The organism is Neorhizobium lilium (assembly GCF_004053875.1).
Classification (GTDB): domain Bacteria; phylum Pseudomonadota; class Alphaproteobacteria; order Rhizobiales; family Rhizobiaceae; genus Neorhizobium; species Neorhizobium lilii.
This window is the reverse complement of record NZ_SBIP01000001.1, coordinates 1,286,036-1,306,445: the sequence shown is the minus strand read 5'-3', so window position 1 is coordinate 1,306,445 and position 20,410 is coordinate 1,286,036. Positions and strand designations below refer to the sequence as shown.

The following is a 20,410-nucleotide window of genomic DNA, read 5'->3' as shown; positions in this document are numbered from 1 at the left end:
CCGCACATGAACCTGACATGGATGGCCTGGACCTGGCCGACCGGAATTTTCTTCCTGACGATCCTTGCTCTTCTGGTGGGCATGAGCGTGTGGGAATATTTCGTGCCCGGCGGCTCACCGCGCAAAGGCATTCTGCATTTCGAGACGACGCGGGGAGACCGGCTCTTCATCTCGCTGCTGGGTTCCGCATTCATCAATCTCGCATGGCTGGGGCTTGTCGGCCCCAACCTGTGGTGGGCTCTTGCCCTCGCAGTGGTCTACGCCATCGGCGTGTTCCGCTTCGTTTGAGGCAAGCTTCTAAGAGGCGTCAGGAGGATTGGACGCCTGTTACCGGACTGCAATCGCAACCTTTGGGAGGACATTATGCGAACGCATCTACTAACAACGACGGCAGGCATATTGCTGGCACTGGCAGGTACTGCCTCTGCCGGCATGAACGAGGCAAAACAGTTCCTCGATAAAGAAATCGGCGATCTCTCCTCCCTTCCACGGGCGGACCAGGAAAAGGAAATGCAGTGGTTCATCGATGCTGCCAAACCTCTTGCCGGGATGGACATCAAGGTCGTTTCCGAAACTCTGACCACGCATGAATACGAATCCAAGGTGCTGGCGCCCGCCTTCACGGCCATCACCGGCATAAAGATCACCCACGACCTGATCTCGGAAGGGGACGTGGTCGAAAAGCTGCAGACGCAGATGCAGTCGGGCGAAAACATCTACGACGCCTATGTGAACGATAGCGACCTGATCGGCACCCATTGGCGCTATCAGCAGGCCCGCTCGCTGACCGACTGGATGGCGAAGGAAGGCAAGGACGTCACCAATCCCGGCCTCGATCTTGCCGACTTCATCGGCACGTCCTTCACCACGGCGCCCGACAAGAAGCTGTACCAGCTACCGGACCAGCAGTTCGCCAACCTCTACTGGTTCAGGTACGACTGGTTCAACGATGCCAAGAACAAGGCCGACTTCAAGGCAAAGTATGGCTACGACCTCGGCGTACCGGTCAACTGGTCAGCCTATGAAGATATCGCCGCCTTCTTCACCGGCCGCGAAATCAACGGTAAGAAGGTCTTCGGCCATATGGACTATGGCAAGAAGGACCCCTCGCTCGGCTGGCGCTTCACCGATGCCTGGCTTTCCATGGCCGGCAATGGCGACAAGGGTCTCCCCAATGGGCTGCCCGTCGATGAATGGGGTATCAAGGTCAACGAAAAGTCGCAGCCGGTTGGCTCCTGCGTCGCCCGCGGTGGCGATACCAATGGCCCTGCAGCCGTCTACTCGATCCAGAAATATCTCGACTGGATGAAGGCTTACGCGCCTCCGGCAGCACAGGGCATGAACTTCTCCGAATCCGGACCCGTTCCGGCGCAGGGCGAAGTAGCCCAGCAGATCTTCTGGTACACGGCGTTTACCGCCGATGCCGTCAAGAAGGGTCTGCCAGTCGTCAACGACGACGGTACGCCGAAATGGCGTATGGCTCCGTCTCCGCATGGTGTCTACTGGAAGGACGGCATGAAGCTTGGTTATCAGGATGTGGGTTCCTGGACGCTGATGAAGTCCACGCCGGAGGCCCGCGCCAAGGCCGCTTGGCTCTACGCGCAGTTCGTCGTCTCCAAGACGGTCGATGTGAAGAAGAGCCATGTCGGTCTCACCTTCATCCGCGAGTCCACCATCCGCGACAAGAGCTTCACGGAGCGTGCTCCGAAGCTCGGCGGCCTGGTCGAGTTCTATCGTTCACCGGCCCGCGTCCAGTGGTCGCCGACCGGAACGAACGTGCCGGACTATCCGAAGCTGGCGCAGCTCTGGTGGCAGGCAGTGGGTGACGCGGCATCCGGCGCCAAGACGGCGCAGGCAGCCATGGACTCACTTTGCGCTGAGCAGGAAAAGGTGCTGCAGCGCCTGGAACGCGCTAAGGTGCAGGGCGAAATGGGTCCCAAGCTCGCCGAGGAACACGACCTCGAATACTGGAACAAGGATGCCGTCGCGAAGGGCAATCTTGCGCCGCAGCTGAAGGTCGCCAACGAGAAGGAAAAGCCGGTCACCGTCAACTATGACGAGCTGGTGAAGAGCTGGGCCGACGCCAAGAAGTAACCGGCATCGGCATTTCGATCTGGCCATCCTGTCGCTTCGGCAGGATGGCCTTTTTTATTGCGCTAACGCAGCCCAGTTGAACCGGATATCGTCAGTCCGGCCAGCGCAGCATGCCGTCGAACCGATGCCGGCTGAGATCCTCGATCGGCGACGCGATGATCTCGTTGGAGGCGCGCGCCTTGTCCAACTCCTCCGCCAGTCTCTCTGCCACGACCGTTTCCTGGCCGGGATGCAGATTGCAGGGATCGAGGTAGAAGTAATGATGCTCCACCTCGTGGTCGCGCACGATGATGGGATCGGTGCCGCTGCGCAGCTGCGCCGCCAGGTCCCAGGCGGTGATATGTGCTTCCTGCGGGGCGATGATGACCCGCATCCGGTCCAGCGGATTGTTGGTCGGGTCGGGTTCGATCAGCGCGGTCACGCCCGGACGCCCGTCGAGCGTCTGCTTCCAAAGGTGGAGATAGCTTGTTTCACGCTCACGGATGCCGTCATGGTCACGGGTTTCCCAAGCCTCCAGCGCCGCCATGACGCCGAATATGCTCTCCTTGCCCACCTTCATACCGCGCCCGATCCCCATGTTCTGAAGGAAGGCGTTGCGGACCAGCTCTTTTCGGCCGGCGACGATGCCGGATGTCGGGCCACCCAAAAACTTATGACCCGAATAAAGGACGATGTCCGCTCCCTGAGCCAGGAACAGCTTCAGGTCGTATTCGGACGCCGCATCGACGATGACGGGAACGCCTTTGGCATGGGCGATTTCCACGAATTCGGTCAGATGCAGAAGACCGTAATTTACCACGTGGTGGGAGATGACATAGACAGCCGCGGCCGTCTTGTCCGTAATGGCATTTTCCATGTGAAAACGATGGGTCGAAGTCGCCTGCCCGATAAGCACGACCTTTCCGCCGGCAAGCCGGATGGCCTGATCGACGGGCGCGCCGTAGCTCACCACGTGGCCCATCTGGACCAGCACCTCATTCTTTTCCGGCGCCGCATCCGGCAGCTTCTCAATCGCCAGCAGGTCCGGACCGGTAATGGCGCCGGCGACCGCAAGGCTGATGCCGGAGGAGCAGGAGGCGGTGACGAAGCCGGCCTCGCTTCCCGTCAGCCTCGAAATTATAGCGCTTGCCTTGCGCTGCAGGTCGTTCACCTCCACGAACTGCGGCAGGATGGCTGCCATGGCACGGATGGCCTCGGGCACGACGATCGAGGCGCCGAGGCTGGTCATGGTTCCGGACACGTTGATGACCGGGCGAAGGCCGATCGAGGCGCGGATATCGTCAGACATTTTCTTCTCCTGAGGAGCGGCATCGACAGTTATGCCACAATAAAGTAATAGCAGGGTGATTTTGAGAGGAAGACAGAATGGACGCCATGACCTTACCCGCCGTTCCGTTGGAAGAGGGCGACGTCGATCATGACAAGGGAGCGGTCAAGCGGTCCCGAGTGAGCGGGATCGACCGGGCGCTTCAGGTCATCGACCATCTTTACGAGACCGGCGCGCCGGCCGGTGCCTATGCGATTGCCAAGGCGATCAAAGCGCCGCTTTCTACCGTCTACGTGATTATCGACGATCTCGTGGACAAGAACATGCTCACCCGCAATGCCGACGGCTCGCTCTGGCTCGGAGCCCGGCTTTACCATTACGGCCTCGCCTATGCCCGCTCCCTGGACTTCATGAGCACGGCCACGCACGAGATGCACGACCTCTGCCGCCAGGCGGGCGAGACAGTGCAGTTGTGCGGTCGCGACAGCGATCATATGCTGGTGCTGGCCATGGCCGACGGACCGAGCCATTTCCAGGTGACGTCCCGTGTCGGCACCCGTGTGCCCCTGAATTGGACAGCATCTGGCCGCCTGCTCGTGGGCCATCTTGGCGATGCCGAGCGGCTGGAATTGTTCAAACGCTGCGCCCGCACTTCGCCGACCGGTCGTGCGGAAGTCGACCCGAAGGCGCTTTCGGAGGCGGCGGCCAAGGCTTTCGAGGAGCGGCTGTCGATCCAGGCAGGTGAATCCGATTATGCCGTTGCCTGTATTGCCTCTCCTATCTGCAACCCTGCGGGAGAATGCGTCGCGACCATTTCCATCGTGCTTGCCGAGCAGAAGGCCTTCGGCAAGCAGAGCCACTACGCCGACCAGGTGCGAGCTTCGGCGGAACGGATCGAGCAGTTGATGGGCTGGCGCAGCCATTGACGATGTCCTCGGCTAGTCGCGTAGGGCGACGATCGCCTCGATTTCCACGGTAATGTTGCCGGGAAGAGAGCCGAATCCGACAGCGGAGCGGGCATGCTGCCCGGCCGCTCCAAATACGTCCACCAGAAGGTCGGAGCAGCCATTGATGACGCTCGGGTGATCTGCGAACTCCGGAACGGCGTTGACCATGCCCAGCAGTTTCACGACCCGCTTCACCTTCGTGAGATCGCCGAGAGCGTCCTGCATCACGGCGAGCAGGTTGATGCCTGTCAGGCGCGCATGGTGATACGCGTCGTCGACCGTCACGTCGGCCCCGACCTTGCCGGAATGCAGATGGCCATCGGCCTCACGCGGACCTTGGCCCGACAGGTAAAGCAGGTTCCCTTCGCGCACATGCGTCACGAAATTGGCGATCGGTGCTGGTGCAGGCGGAAGAACGATGCCAAGCGACTTCAGCCGTTCATAAGGCGAAGGTGCCGTTGCGGCCGGTTGTGCGGAAAATGTCGTCACGGAAAGTCCTGTCATGCAATTGGAGGTTGGCGGCGCGGCAAGGCTCAGCGCCATGATAGACCATGGCTGTGGCGCACGAGCCTGCGGGCGCGCGGAATGTAGCGGCTGGCGGTGATGGCCTCAGAGCCGATCACTGCATAGCGTGGTTCGAACAGTCTCTGCAGGCGCGACACGTCGCCATTGGAATCGGTCGCTTCAAGATCCGCATCGATCATGTCGAAGATGGTGAAATCGGCTCGTTCACCAACAGACAGGCGATTTTCCATGGAGAGCTTGATGACCGAGGCCGGCGCATGGGTGACCGCATTGACGACCTTGTCGAACGGCATGCCGACGGACAAGAGCTTGGACATGGTCGTGGCGAGGTCCCAGACCGGGAAATTCATGGAATGCCCGTGCAGGTCTGTCGAGATCGAAAAGGGTAGGAGACCGCGGGCGATCGCCGCTTCCGCCACTTTGAAGGAGAAGGAGGCGCCGCCGTGGCCGATATCGAGTCGGATACCTTCCGACGCGCAGCGGTCTGCAAGCTGGAACAGATCCTCGTCTTCCATGATGCTCGATCCGGCCTTGCCGTTGAAGCAATGGGTGACCACGTCGCCGGGCCCCAGGATCTCCAGCACCTCGTCGTAAAGCGCGGGTGGTTCGCCAACATGCACCATCATCGGCACTTTGAGGATCTTGGCGATCTTTTTGCCGAGTTTTACCGGCGTAACGCCCCAGGAGCCGGTGATAACGTGGCTGGCGCGCACCTTGATGCCGACGATGTGCTCGCTGTTTTCGGCATAGCATTCCAGGATACGGTCGAGATCGATGTCGCGGATGTCGCGCAGTTCCGCGACGCGGTTGCAGGCAACGAGGCCGATCGAGCCGAGGTTCAGGAAGGCCTTGATGCGCTCGCGCGAAGGCTCGATGATGTATTCGCGGAAGCCGTGGAAATTGGCTTCGCCGGCCGAGCCCGCATCGACCAGCGTGGTGACACCACGCTCTGCACCGCATTCGGATGGGCGGATGGAAATGTCCGTGCCGCCGTGCCAGATATGGACATGCAGATCCACCCAGCCGGGCGAAATCCAGGCGCCCTTGCCATCGACCCGTAGCGCGTCCGAAGGGGCGGCAAGCGAAGATCCGATGGCGGCAATCTTGCCGTCGGCTCCGATCAGGATGTCGGTGGTAGCGTCGGTCGTGCCGTCGCCGAAAGCGATCGGCTTGACGTTGGTGAGGAGAAGCGGCTGCGCTTTATCTCCGGATGTCATGTCAAAGATTCCTTTGTAGTCTTGGGTCGAGCATATCCCGCAGCCCATCGCCAACCATTTGCAGCGAGAGCACGGACAGAATGATGGCAAAGCCGGGGAAGTAGGTCATCCAGTCGGCTTGGCCGATATATTGCCGTCCGGATGCAATCATCGTTCCCCAGGTCGGGATTTCCGGACTGACACCGAGCCCCAGGAAGGAGAGGCCCGCTTCGGCCAGCATAGCGCTTGCGAAGAGGAAAGTGCCCTGCACGAGAATGGGTGAGAGCAGGTTGCGCAACACATGCCGTGTCATGATGTGGAACGTCGAGATACCAAGCGCCTGCGCCGCCTCCACGTAAGGAAGTTCGCGGATCACCAGCGTCGAAGCCCGGACCGTGCGCGCAAGCCGTGGCGCATAGACGATGGAAAGCGCGACGATGACCGTGGTCAAGGAAGGACCGAGCGCGGCCACCAGTGCTATGGCGAGCAAAATGTCCGGGAAGGCCATCATTGCATCGATCAACCGGGCAATCGGCGTGTCGAGACGGCGGAAGAACCCGGCCAGCAGACCGAGCGTGACGCCGATTACGGAGGAAAGCGTCACCACGGCCACTCCGACCAGCAGCGACAGGCGGCCCGCATAAATGGTCCGCGAGAACACGTCGCGTCCGAACTCGTCGGTTCCGAACCAGAAGGTTCCGCTCGGCGGCTTCAACCGGTTGACGATCGAGAGCTTAGACGGCGAGTAGGGCGTCAGCCACGGAGCAAGCAATGCGATGGCGACGAAGATGAGCAGCACCAGCACGCCAAGTGCTACCGTGCGCCGCCGGAAAAGCTGGCGGATGAACCTCAGCCCTTCACGCTGGGCGGGCATCGAATCGGTGATCTCGGCCATCAGTAGCGAACCCTTGGATCGACCACGAGATACAGCATGTCGATCGCGAAATTGATGAAGACATAGATGGCTGCGATTACCAGAAGCGCGCCCTGTATGACCGGGTAATCCCGCCGCAGCACGGCCGAGACGACCAGGTTGCCGACACCCGGCAGGCCGAAGACCGTTTCTGTAACCACTGCGCCGGAAATCAAGACCGCAGCGGTAAGCCCGAGCACTGTCAGGATCGGGATGAGGGCGTTTTTCAGCGCGTGCCGCAGCACGACGTGACGTTCCGCCAGGCCTTTGGCGCGGGCGGTGCGCACATAATCATCGCCCAAAACATCCAGCATGGAGGCGCGCGTGAAGCGCAGGATGAGCGCGGACGAGACCAAGCCGAGCGCGATTGCAGGCAGGACCAGATGGTAGAGCCTGTCCATAAGGCTCGATCCAGGTCCGCCATAGCCGGAGACGGGGAAAAGATTGAACCGGACGGCGAAGAACTGCATCAGGATCAGCCCGAGCCAGAAGCTGGGAATGCTGGCCGCCAGCATGGCGACGGTCGTTGCCACCTGATCGACAAAGGATCCGCGCCTGTAGGCAGCGTAGATACCAACCGGCAACGCGATGACGCTGGCGATGGCAAGCGAGAAGATCGTCAGGAAGAAGGTCGGTTCCGCCCGTTCCAGCAGGGCCGAGCCGACAGGCATGTTGAGAAAGATGGACTGGCCGAGGTCACCCCTCAGCAACTGGCCGATATAGAAGACGTATTGGAGGATGATCGGCTGGTCCAGCCCGAGCCGTGCCCGTAGGTCCGCCACATCCTGGAGCGTGGCATCCGGACCGAGCATAACGGCTGCCGGGTCGCCGGGCGTTACACGTACGATCACGAAGACGATCGTGACGACGAGAAACATCACGACGATCATGCCGGCCAGTCGCTGCAGGATGTAACGTATCATATCCAGTTCCCATGTCCGTGGACCGACGCCACGAACTCTTCATCGGTACGGGAGGGGCGGGCGGATGCCGGACAAGGAGCCGGCATCCGTTCTCCTCGTGCCTTACTTCTTGATGGAAGCGTTCCAGAAATAAGGCCAAGGCGCGGGGTCGACGCCTTCGAGCTTGGTGGACTTGGCAGCGACGGCATTGAAGTCGCCGATCTTCATGAGAGGCACGTCGTCATACATGGCCTTCTGGACATTGGCCCAAAGTGCAACCCGCTTGTCGGGATCGACTTCCGAGGTGAAGGCATCGACGGATGCCTTGCGCGCCGGCGTATCCCACCAGCCCGGTGAGCTCGTGGAGAGCGAACCGATCAGCGCCGGTTCGGGGAGGAAGGGGCTATGGCTGATATAGATGTCCCACAGGCCCTTGTCCGTCCGCCGCTGGGTCAGCGTCGCCCAATCCACCACCTGCAGATCGACCGTGAATCCGGCAAGCTTCAGGTATTCGGCGGCAACCTGCGCCATCTTGTAGTGGAACTCATATTGGCGGCTCGTCAGGATGCGGATAGGTTCGCCCTTGTAGCCGGCTGCTTTTGCAGAGGTCGCTGCGGCTTCCGGGTCGGCGACATTATAGGCGCCTTCGACCCCCGCATCCGTCGACCAGATGAAGTTGCTGGGGTAAATATTGCCATCCAGCGCGTAGAAGTCCTTGCTGCCGAAAGCGGCCGCCATCATGTCTTCCATGCTGAGCGCCTGGCGGATTGCCTTGCGGATCGCGACGTTCTTGGTCACACCTTCCGCCGTGTTGAAGACGAAGACCGGAAAGCCGAACGGCTTCAGCAGCACGGGCTGTGACGCCGTCGATGCCTTGACCTTGTCGAAGGACTCCACCGGCAGGGAGTCGACATAGTCGTACTGGCCTGAAACCGCTGCCTCGACGCGGGTGTTCGGGTCCGGCACCGGAACGAAGCGGATCTCGTCCAGATACTGGTGGCGGGCACCGCCATAGCCACTGCTTTCTTCCGAACGGGGCTTGTACCCGGTAAAGCGAGCGAGCTGGATATACTGGTCCGCCTTGCGCTCCTTCAGCATATAAGGGCCTGTGCCGATGAATTCCTTCATCGGTTCATCCTGCTTTTCGGACGGAATGATGATGGCCGCCGAGTTGTTGAAGGCAAGAAGCGAGACGAGCGGCGCATAGGGCTGCTTCAACGAAATAGTGACGGTGGCCGGATCGGCGGCTTCGATCTTGTCGATGAAGCCTGCAACCTGCTTGCCGCGCGAAGCGAGCTTGAGCCAGCGGTTGAGCGAAGCGACGACATCATCCGATGTCATGTCGCTGCCGTCGTGGAACTTGATGCCGGTCCGGAGCTTGATCGTGTATGTCTTGCCGTCGGCGCTGATTTGAGGAAGGCTATCCGCAAGAAGCGGGGTGACCTTCCAGCCCTTGTCGAACGTGTAGAGTGTTTCGAAAATATGCTGGGTGACGATGCCGACGAGATCGGCGGTCGATACCATAGGGTCGAGTGTCGGCGGCTCACCGATCGTAGCGACATTGATGACACCGCCTTTTTCCTGAGCCACGGAGAGATGAGGCGCTGCAATGAGCGCGGTTGCCAAGAGGAATGCCAGTTTCAGCTTCATTATTGCCACCCGTTTCGTTGTTCCATTATTATGTTATGTAGGTTGTAATAACAGAATATCGGACTGGTGGCGGCTGTCAAACGCCTTTTGCCTAATAGTCACCGGCGCAGGCGGCCTCCGCTTCATCAGCTGCGGAGAACCCGGAAGGGAGGCAGCCGGAATTCACACGTCTTCCGGCCGCCTGTTTTTACTCGTACGTCAGGCGCGCCCGAGCTTCTTGTCGACGCTGATCGGACCTGCGCCCGAGGTGACGAAATAGAGGAAGACGAAGCAGAGGACGATTGCAGCATACCCGCCGTTTTCGGTCGGGAAGAAGCTCTTTGGGAAATGGGCGATGAAGTAGGCAGCAGCCATTTCGCCGGAGAGGATGAAGGCAGAAAGTCGAGTTCCAAGGCCGATCAGGAACAGGAAGCCGAGCACGAGTTCGAGTAGACCCGCGATCCAGGGAAGGGACCCCGGTGGCGGCATGAACTGACCCGCGTGAAAATGGAAGATTTTGGCAGTTCCAAAGGAAAATATAACGAGGCCAACGGCTATCCTCATAATGCTGAGGACGATTGGTTGCGCCTGCTGAAGATTTTTGATCATAGGGTACTCCGCAATTGAACGCGGCCGGTTTGCTCATTGCCCTTGGCTGGGTCAATGCAAATTCAAGCACGTCTTCGTGAGGAGGATATGACTGTAATCTAGAGGGTTACGGCATTTACCGCCAAGATGACGGGAAAGACGGCGAGTGCGATAGCCGCAATCCAGGCACCTACAAATTTGAGAAGATACGTCTTACGCGCAGTCGAGGCATTCCAGTCACAATACATAACTCAACTCCCGATGTCGGCCCGCACAATGGCGAAGCGGACTGGAGGTGTCGAGTGCCGGTTAGCAACAGTCTAAATTAGAAGTTTATTCGCCCGTTCTCATATGGGTGGATGAGGCTCGACACGCGCTATGGGGGTGATCCACGAGTCGAGCCTCAGCCGCAGGAGTGACATTCGGGGGGGCGCCTGCGACGGTCTCAACTTGATGCGCCAAACTTCTTGGTTCCAGTTCCGTAACTGAACATGCTTAACTCCAGGTTAATACCCACAGCCGTGCGCTTCATAGGCACCTCGGGTCGAGGCGCTATGCGGTTGGATAGATGGGCGAAAGGATATTGCTGCTACGATAAGAGAGAGTGAGTTCCATTACGCTCACAAGCAATATCCAGCGATCACGCAATAAATATCTTCATGGGCGGAAACCTTATTGCTTCCCGCCGGTTTGGTTTTCTGGAGGGCGCATAGATGACCCTTGAGAGGAAAACCCAATGATTACCAAGATTTTGACTGTCACCGCACTTTCGCTTGGCCTGGCAACTGCGGCAGTTGCCCAGTCCAGCTCCGGAAACTCCGGCTCCGGCACTTCCGGCTCCAGCTCGGGTACTGGCTCCGGCTCCAATTCCGGCGCCAGCGGCAGTTCGGGCGGCGGCACAGGCAGCGACGGCAATGGCGGCACCAGCTCCAGCCGCACCAATTGCGGTCCGACCAGCGCCAACCAGGGCACCGGTAGCACCGGCGCAATGACGGGTTCGGCGTCTTCCGGCACCAATGACACGGGCACAGCCGGCAATACAGGCGCCAGCTGCTAATAGCTTGACGTTCGAATGGGGGACCCGTTGGGTCCCTCATTTGCATCTGCTTCCACTACGGCCAGATATTCTGCTTGCCCGCCGATCTATTCGCTCAGCTATCAAGCCTGAGCGGCAATTGTATTCCTTTCGGAATATGCGGCGTCCTGAGCGACGCCAGCTCGATCCGGCTGTAAATTTCCCGTCTCTGCTGATCGTGGCGCTCTCGAAGCGCTTTAGATGCCGCTACTGCTGCAAGGGCGCGAGCGACGACTTCGTCTGTTCTCTGCATCGCAATCTCCTATGTTCTTCTTTTGTTCTCATGTTCCTTTCGAAATGTCAAGCACAGTGGGCTTTGCGCCGGGATAATTGCGTTCACTTAAAGGCGATTTCGGCTGTGCTGGGTCCAGAGCTTCCAGTTTCGGCTTGCAAGATCGCTGCCGCGACCGTATCGCCAAGACATTGGCGTCTGCTGGAAAGGATTCACAATGCAAATTGGCATGATAGGATTGGGTCGCATGGGTGCGAACATGGTTCGCAGGCTCATGCGCGGCGGGCATGAATGTGTCGTCTACGACGTCAATTCTGCCAATGTGCAAGCCCTTGTCGGCGAGGGTGCCATCGGAGCCCAATCTCTCCAGGACATGGTCTCCAAGCTGGCCAAGCCTGCCGCGATCTGGTTGATGTTGCCGGCTGCAATTACCGAAAAAACAATTGTCGATCTTTCGAACGTGCTTGTTACGGGCGATGCGATCATCGACGGTGGAAATTCCAACTACCAGGATGATATCGATCGGGCCGGGCGCCTTGCCGAAAAGGGTCTGGACTATATCGACGTCGGCACGAGTGGCGGCGTGTGGGGTCTGGATCGCGGTTACTGCCTGATGATCGGCGGACCGAACGAGGCCGTCACACGCCTCGATCCTATTTTCCGATCTCTGGCGCCGGGAGCCGGTATGGAGGTGGCATCCGGGCGTACCTCCGAGTTGGGCTATCTGCATTGCGGCCCGAGCGGCTCCGGCCATTTCGTCAAGATGGTCCATAACGGCATCGAATACGGCATGATGGCCGCCTATGCGGAAGGCATGAACCTGATGAAAGCTGCCAATGCAGGGCAGCAGAATCGCGCAGTCGATGCGGAAACCAGCCCTCTGCAGCACCCGCAATACTATCAGTTCGACATTGATGTGACCGAAGTTGCCGAAGTGTGGCGCCATGGCAGCGTGGTGTCCTCATGGCTATTGGATCTTCTGGCGCAGTCCTTGAAGAACGACCCGACGCTGGAAAGCTTCAGCGGCCGCGTGTCCGATTCCGGCGAAGGCCGATGGATGCTTAAGGCAGGGATCGACACGGGCGTGCCGCTGCCGATCCTGTCGTCCGCTCTCTTCCAGCGCTTTACGTCGCAAGGGCATGAGCAATATTCCAATCAGGTGCTTTCGGCTTTGCGAGCCGCCTTTGGCGGCCACGCGGAAAAGCCGCATGGTTCCGATCATTAAACGACAAAAGATCTTCCCCGCGGCCGCTCGATGAGAGCGCCCGCGGGGAACCAAATCTTCGGCGGCTTGTTCTGGACACGGCAAATCAGGAGAAGCAGCCATGGAAAATGATCGCGAGCAGCAGATCAGAGAGCGTGCCTACGCGCTTTGGGAGCAAGAGGGCAGGCCGCAAGGGGACGATCTCCGCCACTGGCTGGCAGCCCTTACGGAATTTGGTGCAGAGGGCCAAGCTCAGGACACGATGACGGAGAATACGTCCGTTCTGGGCGACCCTGAAGGAGATGCAGGAGCTGCAGATATCGCAGCCAACCGTGGAGCCAAGTCCAGCCAGGCAATGGCGCAAATCACCACAGGCGAGGAAGATTCTCACTCGGCCGTTCAGCACGCTGAAGGACCTTAAAGTTTCGCTCTCCTGTTGTGAGGCTGAAGGACCAAACGAGTGTTCCGCAGTTCGATCTGCAGAACACTCGACGAGATATCCCCCGCGCCTTTGAGGCCTTTTGGACCCTGGCGTTTCCATCCTTGCGACGTTAAGCCTCCGAGTGACAATGCTTGGAGCGGCCATGAGCGATATCGACAGAAACTATGCGCAAACGCTTATGCGGGAAGCGGGCCTGGATGGTCTGGCGCTTTTCCAACCGGAATCCTTCCGTTATGCGGTGGGAGCCCCGGCCGGAGTGGCAACCATGTGGGGTCGTGCCGGTGCAGCGATCGCGCTGGTGCCGGCCGATGCTTCCATAACTTTGGGTGCCGTGGCAAGCGATCACGCAGCAGCAGCGATCAGGGCTGCTGCACCGGATCTGGATCTGCGGACACATAGGATCTGGATCGACATGCTCGATCTGACAGGTACTGCCAGCATCGACGACATCAACGCCGCCTATGTAAGATCTGGTAGATCAGGACCGCGTCCGGAAACATTCGACAAGGCTGTCGCCTTTCAATTGCTTGGCGACCTCCTCAAGGAACGGGGACTCGCTGGTGCGAGGATCGGTGTAGATCTGGAATTCGTACCCGCTGTAGATTTCGAGGCACTGAAAAAGGCGTTGCCTAAGGTGGTCTGGCTGGACGGCTCGCCGATCCTGCGGCGCATGCGGACGATAAAGTCAGCGCGCGAGATTATCCGGCTGCGCCGCGCCGCTTTGGCTGCGGAAGCAGGGCTTGTCCGCATGGCAGCTGCAGTCAAGCCGCAAGCGGCACTTCCTGACCTCTCGGCAGCGTGGAAGGAGGGAGCGCTTGGTTATGCGACAGAAAACGGCTTTGCTCTCAGCGGCCACTGGGACTTTATATCGGTAGGACAGAATCTTGCAGACATGGCAGCGACCGTGTCCCCCGGCGCGCTCATCAAGGCGGATGTCGGGGCGTTGGTCGACGGCTATTCGTCGGATGGAGCAAGAACCTTCACCTATGGGCCGGCACCAGCCCTGGCCCTGGAGATATTCAAGGCTCTGGAAGCTGCATTCGCTTGTGGTCTGGAGCAACTTCGGCCCGGCAATAGTTTCTGCTCCGTACATAACGCCATGCTGTCATCCATGCGCAGGGATGGCTTCAGCGAATATTACCGCGGCCATTTCGGGCATTCCGTAGGCGGCGCTGTGGGGATGGAGGAGTGGCCTTTCTTTTCCGCCAGCAATTGTGAGGTGATCCAGCCAGATATGGTGGTAGCTCTGGAAGCTCCTTTCTACGGTCAGGGTTTGGGCGCGTTGATGATCGAGGACCAGTTCCTGATCACGCAGACGGGCTATGAGCGCATGACAACGCTTCCCTGGACGTTGCGCGATTTGGCCGAGGCCACGTCGTCCTGAGACCGTGAACTTGGGTTTGCATCATTGAAGGCTTGCAATTCCTTGTGCGGATAATGCCTCAGCGCAGGACGAGGCGGAGCGAGGCAGCGACAGCTTTCAAGTCATCGAGATATCGTTTGGCGAGATCGCCTGCTGGTACGCTTGCCGCCGGCGCGCCAATGTTCAAAGCCGCGACCACACGTCCGCGGCTGTCCTCAAGGGGAACTGCGATGGAGCAGAGACCGAGTTCCAATTCCTGATCGATTACCGCAAATCCCTGCTTCCGAACCTCGGCCAGTTCTTCCATCAGAACATTCAGGTCCGTCTTCGTGTGGGGAGTGAAGGCTGTCCGTTGCGTCTCATCAAGAAGGGTGCGCGCTTGGTCAGCCGGCATTGCAGCCAGCAGAACCCGCCCCATTGAGGCGCAATAGGCAGGTAGCCGGCTGCCCGCCATCAGGTTGATGGACATGACCCGCCGCTGCGAGGCGCGGGCGACATAGACGACCTCCGCGCCGTCGATAACGCTGACCGAACTGCTCTGGCCAACCTTCTCCGAAAGACTGTCGAGAAAAGGTTGAACGATCTGGGGCAGGGGGGTCGAGGAGAGATAGGCATGGCCAAGCCGTAGTATTTTCGGCGTCAGCGCGAAGAACTTCCCATCGTATTCGGCATAACCAAGTTCGACCAAGGTCAACAGGCAGCGTCGGGCTGTCGCACGGTCGAGGCCAGTCGTCTTCGCAACATCGGTTATAGCGAGCTTGGGCTTGCTCTCCCCGAAAGCCTCGATCACCCGCAATCCCCGGGCAAAGCCGCTAACGAAATCTGTCTCGATCATCTTTTAATCCGTGCGATATACGAACAAATATCAAATAGCGCACAAATGCGTTGATGTCCATGAAAGCTATCCCTATCCTTCTTGAGGGAATGATGTCTGGGTGCCTGAGGAGCTTTGATGGACAAGACGATAGAAAGTGCTGCTGAAGCCATCTCAGATATCGGTGACGGCGCCACGGTCATGATCGGCGGATTTGGCGGGTCCGGCGCCCCGATCGAGCTGATTCATGCCTTGATCGACCGAGGCCCGAAGAACCTCACTGTCATCAACAACAATGCCGGCAACGGGCGCATCGGGATCGCGGCAATGATCGACGCCGGGCTTGTGCGGAAGATGATCTGCTCCTTTCCCCGGTCTTCAGACCCGCGCGCCTTTACAGACAGATATCTGGCAGGTGACATCGAGCTTGAGCTTGTGCCGCAGGGAACGCTGGCCGAACGTATTCGCGCCGGCGGAGCAGGCATTCCTGCCTTCTATACGCCGACGGCCTACGGCACCGAGCTTGCCGAGGGCAAGCCGATCGCCGAATTCGATGGCCGTCACTATGTTCAGGAGCGGTGGCTGAAGGCCGATTTCGCCATCCTCAAGGCCCATCTTGGGGACACGTACGGCAACCTCACCTACAACAAGGCTGGCAGGAACTTCAACCCGTTGATGTGCATGGCGGCAGCGAGGACTATCGCGCAAGTGTCCAGGATCGTAGCCGCCGGAGAGATCGATCCGGAACAGGTTGTGACACCAGGCATCTTCGTCGATGGTGTCGTCGAAATTGCTCATCCGAGCCAGGAAGAAGAGCTTATCCGAGCCGGAGTGGCCTACGCATGACACTTCCAGTGCAGACACTAAACACACGTGACGACATCAAGCTATCCAATGCGCAGATCGCCTGGCGTGCCGCGCAGGACATTGCCGATGGCGCCTATGTGAACCTGGGGATAGGCTTCCCGGAGATGGTGGCGCGCTACCAGCCGCCCGGACGACAAGCGGTCTTCCATACCGAGAACGGCATCCTCAACTTCGGCGAGGCACCGCCGCCGGGCGAAGAGGACTGGGATCTCATCAATGCCGGCAAGAAGGCCGTGACGTTGAAGCCGGGTGCAGCTTTCTTTCACCACGCCGACAGTTTTGCCATGGTGCGCGGCGGCCATCTCGATGTTGCAATTCTTGGGGCCTACCAGGTTGCGCAGAATGGTGACCTCGCCAACTGGCGTGTGGGTGCCAAGGGTGTGCCTGCGGTCGGGGGCGCCATGGACCTCGTGCATGGCGCCAAGCAGGTCTTCGTGATCACTGAACATGTCACCAAGGACGGCAAGCCGAAGCTGGTGGATAAATGTACGTTTCCACTGACGGGCGTCGGCTGCATCACCCGCGTCTATACGAGCCACGCCGTCATCGACATCAAGGATAAGCACTTCGTGCTGCGCGAAAAACTCGCCGACATCAGCATGGACGAACTCCAGGCCATGACCGGGGCACCGCTCCACACCGACGGACCGGTTGCCGATCTCGTCGTTCCGGCAATTTGAGGACATCCCATGACAGAAGCATTCATCTGCGACTATATTCGCACGCCGATCGGACGCTTTGGCGGCGCCCTTTCGTCAGTAAGAGCCGATGATCTGGGGTCCGTACCGTTGAAGGCGCTGATGGAGCGCAATCCCGGTATCGACTGGGAAGCAGTGGACGATGTGATCTATGGCTGCGCTAACCAGGCGGGTGAGGATAACCGCAACGTGGCGCGCATGTCGCTCCTGCTGGCAGGCCTGCCGGTTTCCATTTCGGGCACTACCATCAACCGGCTATGTGGCTCCGGCATGGATGCGGTGATCACGGCCGCGCGCGCCATCAAGGCGGGAGAGGCCGAGTTGATGATCGCTGGCGGCGTGGAAAGCATGAGCCGCGCGCCCTTCGTAATGCCGAAGGCAGAGAGCGCCTTTTCACGCAATGCCGAGATCTATGATACGACGATTGGCTGGCGCTTCGTGAACCCGCTGATGAAGAAGCAATACGGCGTCGATTCCATGCCGGAAACGGGCGACAATGTCGCGGTTGAATATCAAGTGTCGCGGCAGGATCAGGATGCCTTCGCCGTGCGCTCGCAGAACAAGGCTTCCGCCGCGCAGGAAAACGGTCGGTTGGAACAGGAAATCACGCCCGTCATCGTTCCCCAACGGAAGGGCGATCCTCTCTTAGTAAGCCGGGACGAGCATCCGCGTGCAACCAGCATGGAGGCGCTGGCCAAGCTGAAGCCGGTCAACAAGATGGAAGGAGCCTCCGTGACGGCCGGGAACGCATCGGGCGTCAACGATGGCGCTGCGGCTCTTATCGTCGCTTCCGAGATGGCGGTAAGAAAATACGGTCTAACCCCGATCGCGCGAATCCTGGGTGGCACAGCCGCCGGCGTTCCACCACGGATCATGGGGATCGGCCCTTCGCCGGCAACGCAGAGGCTTTGCGCTCGGCTGGGTCTTTCACCCAAGGACTTCGACGTCATCGAGCTCAACGAGGCATTCGCAAGCCAGGGCATCGCCGTTTTGCGGGAATTGGGTATTCCCGAAGATGCGGAGCACGTGAACCCGAACGGTGGCGCGATCGCTCTGGGTCATCCGCTCGGCATGTCCGGCGCCCGTATCGCCGGAACTGCGGCGCTGGAACTGTCCATCCGCAAAGCAAAGCTCGCACTCGCGACCATGTGCGTCGGGGTCGGGCAGGGCATCTCAATTGCGCTTGAGCGGGTGTGATACCCTTTTTATATCAAGTTCGGCCTATGTCGGCCGGTTATAGTTCTGTGGATTTCTATATCCGTTTTAAGTATGTCTGTTAGGGATGCCGTGTGATTTATTTCAAAGCCGTCGGTTAGCCCAGTTGCTAATGGCTGCGTTGAAGAATATCCCGGACATACCGCCTGCGAATCCTGTGCGAGCGGTTGATTCAGTTCGGGGGAACACTCATGCGTAAAATAATTCCAACTTTAGCCTTGGCCGTTATCCTTACGGCGCAGGCATCGGCCGTTTTTGCATTCGGTGCGATCGCCGTCAACGATTCTCAAGGGACAGCTGCAAGCGAGGCGGGTTATGGCCTCGGTTGGGGCACGACCCGCAAGGAAGCGGAACGCAACGCCGTGAAGGAATGCAAGTCGGCCGGCAACGACGAATGTGAAGTGGCTGTCTGGTTTGAGCGCTGTGGCGCCTATGCCGGAGACCGCGTCAATTACGGTATCGGCTATGGCGAAACCAAGAAGGCCGCCGAGAAAATGTCGCTCAAGGATTGCCCGAAATGCCAGATCATCGTGTCTGATTGCCAGTGACCGAAGGAAAGTTTGACATGAGCGTGTTCAAGAAATTTTTCCTCGCGGGGTTCATCGCCGTGACAGCCGCTTCCGGCATGTCGGCGCCGGCCCGCGCCTGGGACTGCATTGCCGTGTCCGACGAAGGAACCTACGGCTACAGCTACAACTATGACGGCAAGGATGCAGCCGTGGAGCGTGCGCTCAACGAATGCGCCAAGCGGACGACCACCGACAGCACCTGCGAAATCGTCGAGTGCGAATAATCACCTGAGACAAGCATAAGAAAACCCGCTTCGGCGGGTTTTCTGGCGCCCGCGATCGGAGGAGCGCCGATAGCTCAGTCCGAGGTTTTCTCCCGATAGAACTCCTGCACGTCCGTCGCAAATGCACGGCGCGAATCCGGCCTCGTGTAGAACATGTGCCCACCGGGATAGATTTTGAGGGTTGCCCTTTCTTTCGCCAAGGCCGGTGGCAGGTGCTCGATGACATAGCGGCTAGCGCCGTAGGGTGTCAGAGCATCGCTGTAGCCGTGAGCCACCATCAGGTGAAATCTCGGGGTGACAGAGAGGAGATCTCGAAGGTCTGTCGAGACGCTGGCAAGCGACCGGGCATCTCCACCGCGGCTGCCATTCCATTCCCAGCGTCGGTTTACGTCTTCATTCAGCAGGTTATAGGTCATGTCGCTGGCGAAGTTCAACTCCGAGCGTGCATAGCCCACGAAGGCGCTGCCATAGGCGCGGGTATAACCGTCGAGAATGGGATCGTCATTGCGGGCGTAGGCATCTTCCGGATAGGCGTCGGGCACCGCATAGGCAGCGTCATAGGGGCTGACGACTTTTCCCTGCCCTGCCATTTGCTTCACATAAAGGTCGCCGACGAAGCCGCGGCTAAGAGCAACGCTGTCGCGAGGGATGCCGGTCAGGTCGGATATGCGGCCATAAAGCGCGTCAGCATCAGGTCCCTCAGGTGCCGCACCGGCCAGCGCCGGCAGATAATCGCGCAGGGCAAAAGCCTCGGCATCTTTCAATACGTCCGAGCTGAACCGGCCCTCGCGATCCAGCTTGGCCGCCGCAATAGAGGGAAGCTGCAGGGCGGCACTCAAGGGATCGTCCGAATTTGCCAGGAAACGCCCTTCCAGGAGCGGCGACAGCATGACGATCCCTGAAACGAGCATGCCTTGCGTGTTTTTCAGCGAGACGGCGACTTTCGGGGCGCGGAACCCGCCATAGCTTTCGCCGACCAGGTATTTGGGCGATGCCACACGATTGTTCTTCTGAACATAAAGTGAGATCACCTTGGCTAGGCTTTCTGCATCCTGCCTTACGCCATAGAAGGCTTTCGCGGCATCGTCATTGGCCGCTCGACTCCAGCCTGTGCCGACGGGGTCGATGAAAACGAGGTCGGTGAAAGGAAGCCAGCTGTCTGGATTTTCCCGTAAAACCGGCTCTGTGCCATCATTACCATTCTTTCCAAATTCCAGGATTTTAGGCCCAACCAAGCCGAGATGCAGATAGGCCGATGCGGCTCCCGGGCCGCCATTGAAGACGAAACTCACCGGGCGGTCGGGAGAGCTGTCCTTCGCGACATAGGCGGTATAGAAGATCTTCGCTGTGCGGTTTCCGTCCTGGCCTAAGAGGTCAAGCGTCCCGGCGGTCGCCGTATAGGCAAGGTCCCTTGCTGGGGTCTTCAGCACATGATCGGTTGTGGCGTCGGCAGGGATCAGGCTGAAGAGGCTGCCGGCGGGCTGATGTTCCTCGGAATTGCTCGGCTTGCCCCGAGCCTCCCCGTCGTGCTGCTGGGCGGCTGCGGGATGGAATAGTGCAAGCGACAGCGCGAGGCATGTGGAAACGAAACGCATAAGCAATTGAATTCTCCCGGTCTGACAGAGTCCAATGTAGTGTCGTCAGGG

21 protein-coding genes are annotated in these 20,410 nt (G+C 59.4%); 12 read left to right on the top strand and 9 right to left on the bottom strand.

Going from position 1 to position 20,410, the window contains the following annotated elements:
- Window positions 1-6: 6 nt before the first annotated feature.
- Window positions 7-288 carry a DUF2160 domain-containing protein gene (locus tag EPK99_RS06075; RefSeq protein ID WP_128442052.1) on the top strand — a complete coding sequence of 94 codons (282 nt, stop codon included), beginning with the start codon at window positions 7-9 and terminating at the stop codon, window positions 286-288.
- Between the two features lie 75 nt (window positions 289-363).
- Window positions 364-2,094 (top strand): ABC transporter substrate-binding protein, encoded by a 1,731-nt coding sequence (locus tag EPK99_RS06070; RefSeq protein ID WP_128442050.1) that lies wholly within the window; start codon window positions 364-366, stop codon window positions 2,092-2,094.
- 91 nt (window positions 2,095-2,185) lie between these two features.
- Here EPK99_RS06070 and EPK99_RS06065 read toward each other — a convergent pair whose 3' ends face one another.
- Complete coding sequence (locus EPK99_RS06065) at window positions 2,186-3,382, bottom strand: aminotransferase class V-fold PLP-dependent enzyme (protein ID WP_128442048.1); 1,197 nt, start codon at window positions 3,380-3,382, stop codon at window positions 2,186-2,188.
- 77 nt (window positions 3,383-3,459) lie between these two features.
- On the opposite strand from EPK99_RS06065, the gene EPK99_RS06060 reads away from it, so the two are divergent.
- The gene (locus tag EPK99_RS06060) at window positions 3,460-4,287 is read left to right on the top strand and encodes an IclR family transcriptional regulator (RefSeq protein ID WP_128442046.1); all 828 of its coding nucleotides are present in this window, start codon (window positions 3,460-3,462) and stop codon (window positions 4,285-4,287) included.
- 12 nt (window positions 4,288-4,299) lie between these two features.
- On the opposite strand, the gene EPK99_RS06055 is transcribed toward EPK99_RS06060, so the two are convergent.
- The 6 genes from EPK99_RS06055 to EPK99_RS06030 form a co-directional block, all read right to left on the bottom strand.
- Window positions 4,300-4,812 carry a RidA family protein gene (locus tag EPK99_RS06055; RefSeq protein ID WP_128442187.1) on the bottom strand — a complete coding sequence of 171 codons (513 nt, stop codon included), beginning with the start codon at window positions 4,810-4,812 and terminating at the stop codon, window positions 4,300-4,302.
- Between the two features lie 29 nt (window positions 4,813-4,841).
- Window positions 4,842-6,050 (bottom strand): amidohydrolase/deacetylase family metallohydrolase, encoded by a 1,209-nt coding sequence (locus EPK99_RS06050; protein WP_128442044.1) that lies wholly within the window; start codon window positions 6,048-6,050, stop codon window positions 4,842-4,844.
- 1 nt (window position 6,051) lies between these two features.
- On the bottom strand, window positions 6,052-6,924 hold the full coding sequence (locus tag EPK99_RS06045; protein ID WP_128442042.1) for an ABC transporter permease: 873 nt from the start codon (window positions 6,922-6,924) through the stop codon (window positions 6,052-6,054).
- On the bottom strand, window positions 6,924-7,865 hold the full coding sequence (locus tag EPK99_RS06040) for an ABC transporter permease (RefSeq protein ID WP_164901709.1): 942 nt from the start codon (window positions 7,863-7,865) through the stop codon (window positions 6,924-6,926). The genes EPK99_RS06045 and EPK99_RS06040 overlap by 1 nt, the downstream gene beginning before the upstream one ends.
- A 102-nt stretch (window positions 7,866-7,967) precedes the next feature.
- A complete protein-coding gene (locus EPK99_RS06035) occupies window positions 7,968-9,494 on the bottom strand; it encodes an ABC transporter substrate-binding protein (RefSeq protein ID WP_128442039.1) in 1,527 nt (508 codons plus the stop codon).
- Between the two features lie 198 nt (window positions 9,495-9,692).
- Window positions 9,693-10,082, bottom strand: a complete 390-nt coding sequence (locus EPK99_RS06030) for a DoxX family protein (RefSeq protein ID WP_128442037.1) — start codon at window positions 10,080-10,082, stop codon at window positions 9,693-9,695.
- A 715-nt stretch (window positions 10,083-10,797) separates the two neighbouring features.
- On the opposite strand from EPK99_RS06030, the gene EPK99_RS06025 reads away from it, so the two are divergent.
- The 4 genes from EPK99_RS06025 to EPK99_RS06010 all read left to right on the top strand — a co-directional run bounded on the left by EPK99_RS06025 (window position 10,798) and on the right by EPK99_RS06010 (window position 14,398).
- Window positions 10,798-11,118, top strand: a complete 321-nt coding sequence (locus EPK99_RS06025) for an oxidoreductase (RefSeq protein ID WP_128442035.1) — start codon at window positions 10,798-10,800, stop codon at window positions 11,116-11,118.
- 467 nt (window positions 11,119-11,585) lie between these two features.
- Complete coding sequence (gene gnd / locus EPK99_RS06020) at window positions 11,586-12,593, top strand: phosphogluconate dehydrogenase (NAD(+)-dependent, decarboxylating) (protein ID WP_128442033.1); 1,008 nt, start codon at window positions 11,586-11,588, stop codon at window positions 12,591-12,593.
- A gap of 100 nt (window positions 12,594-12,693) precedes the next feature.
- Entirely contained in the window at window positions 12,694-12,993 is a 300-nt protein-coding gene (locus EPK99_RS06015) for a DUF2934 domain-containing protein (protein ID WP_128442031.1), read from the top strand.
- Window positions 12,994-13,156: 163 nt separating this feature from the next.
- Window positions 13,157-14,398, top strand: a complete 1,242-nt coding sequence (locus tag EPK99_RS06010) for a M24 family metallopeptidase (protein WP_128442028.1) — start codon at window positions 13,157-13,159, stop codon at window positions 14,396-14,398.
- A gap of 58 nt (window positions 14,399-14,456) precedes the next feature.
- On the opposite strand, the gene EPK99_RS06005 is transcribed toward EPK99_RS06010, so the two are convergent.
- The gene (locus tag EPK99_RS06005; RefSeq protein WP_128442026.1) at window positions 14,457-15,212 is read right to left on the bottom strand and encodes an IclR family transcriptional regulator; all 756 of its coding nucleotides are present in this window, start codon (window positions 15,210-15,212) and stop codon (window positions 14,457-14,459) included.
- 117 nt (window positions 15,213-15,329) lie between these two features.
- Between EPK99_RS06005 and EPK99_RS06000 the strand changes: the two genes are divergently transcribed.
- The 5 genes from EPK99_RS06000 (at window position 15,330) to EPK99_RS05980 (ending at window position 18,764) form a co-directional block, all read left to right on the top strand.
- The gene (locus tag EPK99_RS06000) at window positions 15,330-16,037 is read left to right on the top strand and encodes a 3-oxoacid CoA-transferase subunit A (protein WP_128442024.1); all 708 of its coding nucleotides are present in this window, start codon (window positions 15,330-15,332) and stop codon (window positions 16,035-16,037) included.
- The gene (locus EPK99_RS05995) at window positions 16,034-16,738 is read left to right on the top strand and encodes a CoA transferase subunit B (protein WP_128442022.1); all 705 of its coding nucleotides are present in this window, start codon (window positions 16,034-16,036) and stop codon (window positions 16,736-16,738) included. The genes EPK99_RS06000 and EPK99_RS05995 overlap by 4 nt, the downstream gene beginning before the upstream one ends.
- Before the next feature lie 9 nt (window positions 16,739-16,747).
- Window positions 16,748-17,953, top strand: a complete 1,206-nt coding sequence (gene pcaF / locus EPK99_RS05990) for a 3-oxoadipyl-CoA thiolase (protein ID WP_128442020.1) — start codon at window positions 16,748-16,750, stop codon at window positions 17,951-17,953.
- 209 nt (window positions 17,954-18,162) lie between these two features.
- A complete protein-coding gene (locus tag EPK99_RS05985; protein ID WP_128442018.1) occupies window positions 18,163-18,519 on the top strand; it encodes a DUF4189 domain-containing protein in 357 nt (118 codons plus the stop codon).
- Window positions 18,520-18,536: 17 nt separating this feature from the next.
- The gene (locus EPK99_RS05980) at window positions 18,537-18,764 is read left to right on the top strand and encodes a DUF4189 domain-containing protein (protein ID WP_128442015.1); all 228 of its coding nucleotides are present in this window, start codon (window positions 18,537-18,539) and stop codon (window positions 18,762-18,764) included.
- Window positions 18,765-18,838: 74 nt separating this feature from the next.
- On the opposite strand, the gene EPK99_RS05975 is transcribed toward EPK99_RS05980, so the two are convergent.
- Window positions 18,839-20,359 carry a S10 family peptidase gene (locus tag EPK99_RS05975; protein WP_128442013.1) on the bottom strand — a complete coding sequence of 507 codons (1,521 nt, stop codon included), beginning with the start codon at window positions 20,357-20,359 and terminating at the stop codon, window positions 18,839-18,841.
- Between the last annotated feature and the right edge of the window lie 51 nt (window positions 20,360-20,410).

What these genes read in the sequence shown, in the direction of transcription:
- EPK99_RS06045 (WP_128442042.1), bottom strand. Translation starts at nt 6,924, where the DNA reads ATGGCCGAGATCACCGATTCGATGCCCGCCCAGCGTGAAGGGCTGAGG.
- EPK99_RS05980 (WP_128442015.1), top strand. Translation starts at nt 18,537, where the DNA reads ATGAGCGTGTTCAAGAAATTTTTCCTCGCGGGGTTCATCGCCGTGACA.
- EPK99_RS06035 (WP_128442039.1), bottom strand. Translation starts at nt 9,494, where the DNA reads ATGAAGCTGAAACTGGCATTCCTCTTGGCAACCGCGCTCATTGCAGCG.
- EPK99_RS06000 (WP_128442024.1), top strand. Translation starts at nt 15,330, where the DNA reads ATGGACAAGACGATAGAAAGTGCTGCTGAAGCCATCTCAGATATCGGT.
- EPK99_RS06070 (WP_128442050.1), top strand. Translation starts at nt 364, where the DNA reads ATGCGAACGCATCTACTAACAACGACGGCAGGCATATTGCTGGCACTG.
- EPK99_RS06040 (WP_164901709.1), bottom strand. Translation starts at nt 7,865, where the DNA reads ATGATACGTTACATCCTGCAGCGACTGGCCGGCATGATCGTCGTGATG.
- EPK99_RS05985 (WP_128442018.1), top strand. Translation starts at nt 18,163, where the DNA reads ATGCGTAAAATAATTCCAACTTTAGCCTTGGCCGTTATCCTTACGGCG.
- EPK99_RS05995 (WP_128442022.1), top strand. Translation starts at nt 16,034, where the DNA reads ATGACACTTCCAGTGCAGACACTAAACACACGTGACGACATCAAGCTA.
- EPK99_RS06010 (WP_128442028.1), top strand. Translation starts at nt 13,157, where the DNA reads ATGAGCGATATCGACAGAAACTATGCGCAAACGCTTATGCGGGAAGCG.
- gnd (WP_128442033.1), top strand. Translation starts at nt 11,586, where the DNA reads ATGCAAATTGGCATGATAGGATTGGGTCGCATGGGTGCGAACATGGTT.
- EPK99_RS06025 (WP_128442035.1), top strand. Translation starts at nt 10,798, where the DNA reads ATGATTACCAAGATTTTGACTGTCACCGCACTTTCGCTTGGCCTGGCA.
- EPK99_RS06065 (WP_128442048.1), bottom strand. Translation starts at nt 3,382, where the DNA reads ATGTCTGACGATATCCGCGCCTCGATCGGCCTTCGCCCGGTCATCAAC.
- EPK99_RS06050 (WP_128442044.1), bottom strand. Translation starts at nt 6,050, where the DNA reads ATGACATCCGGAGATAAAGCGCAGCCGCTTCTCCTCACCAACGTCAAG.
- EPK99_RS05975 (WP_128442013.1), bottom strand. Translation starts at nt 20,359, where the DNA reads ATGCGTTTCGTTTCCACATGCCTCGCGCTGTCGCTTGCACTATTCCAT.
- EPK99_RS06015 (WP_128442031.1), top strand. Translation starts at nt 12,694, where the DNA reads ATGGAAAATGATCGCGAGCAGCAGATCAGAGAGCGTGCCTACGCGCTT.
- EPK99_RS06075 (WP_128442052.1), top strand. Translation starts at nt 7, where the DNA reads ATGAACCTGACATGGATGGCCTGGACCTGGCCGACCGGAATTTTCTTC.
- EPK99_RS06005 (WP_128442026.1), bottom strand. Translation starts at nt 15,212, where the DNA reads ATGATCGAGACAGATTTCGTTAGCGGCTTTGCCCGGGGATTGCGGGTG.
- EPK99_RS06030 (WP_128442037.1), bottom strand. Translation starts at nt 10,082, where the DNA reads ATGATCAAAAATCTTCAGCAGGCGCAACCAATCGTCCTCAGCATTATG.
- EPK99_RS06060 (WP_128442046.1), top strand. Translation starts at nt 3,460, where the DNA reads ATGGACGCCATGACCTTACCCGCCGTTCCGTTGGAAGAGGGCGACGTC.
- pcaF (WP_128442020.1), top strand. Translation starts at nt 16,748, where the DNA reads ATGACAGAAGCATTCATCTGCGACTATATTCGCACGCCGATCGGACGC.
- EPK99_RS06055 (WP_128442187.1), bottom strand. Translation starts at nt 4,812, where the DNA reads ATGACAGGACTTTCCGTGACGACATTTTCCGCACAACCGGCCGCAACG.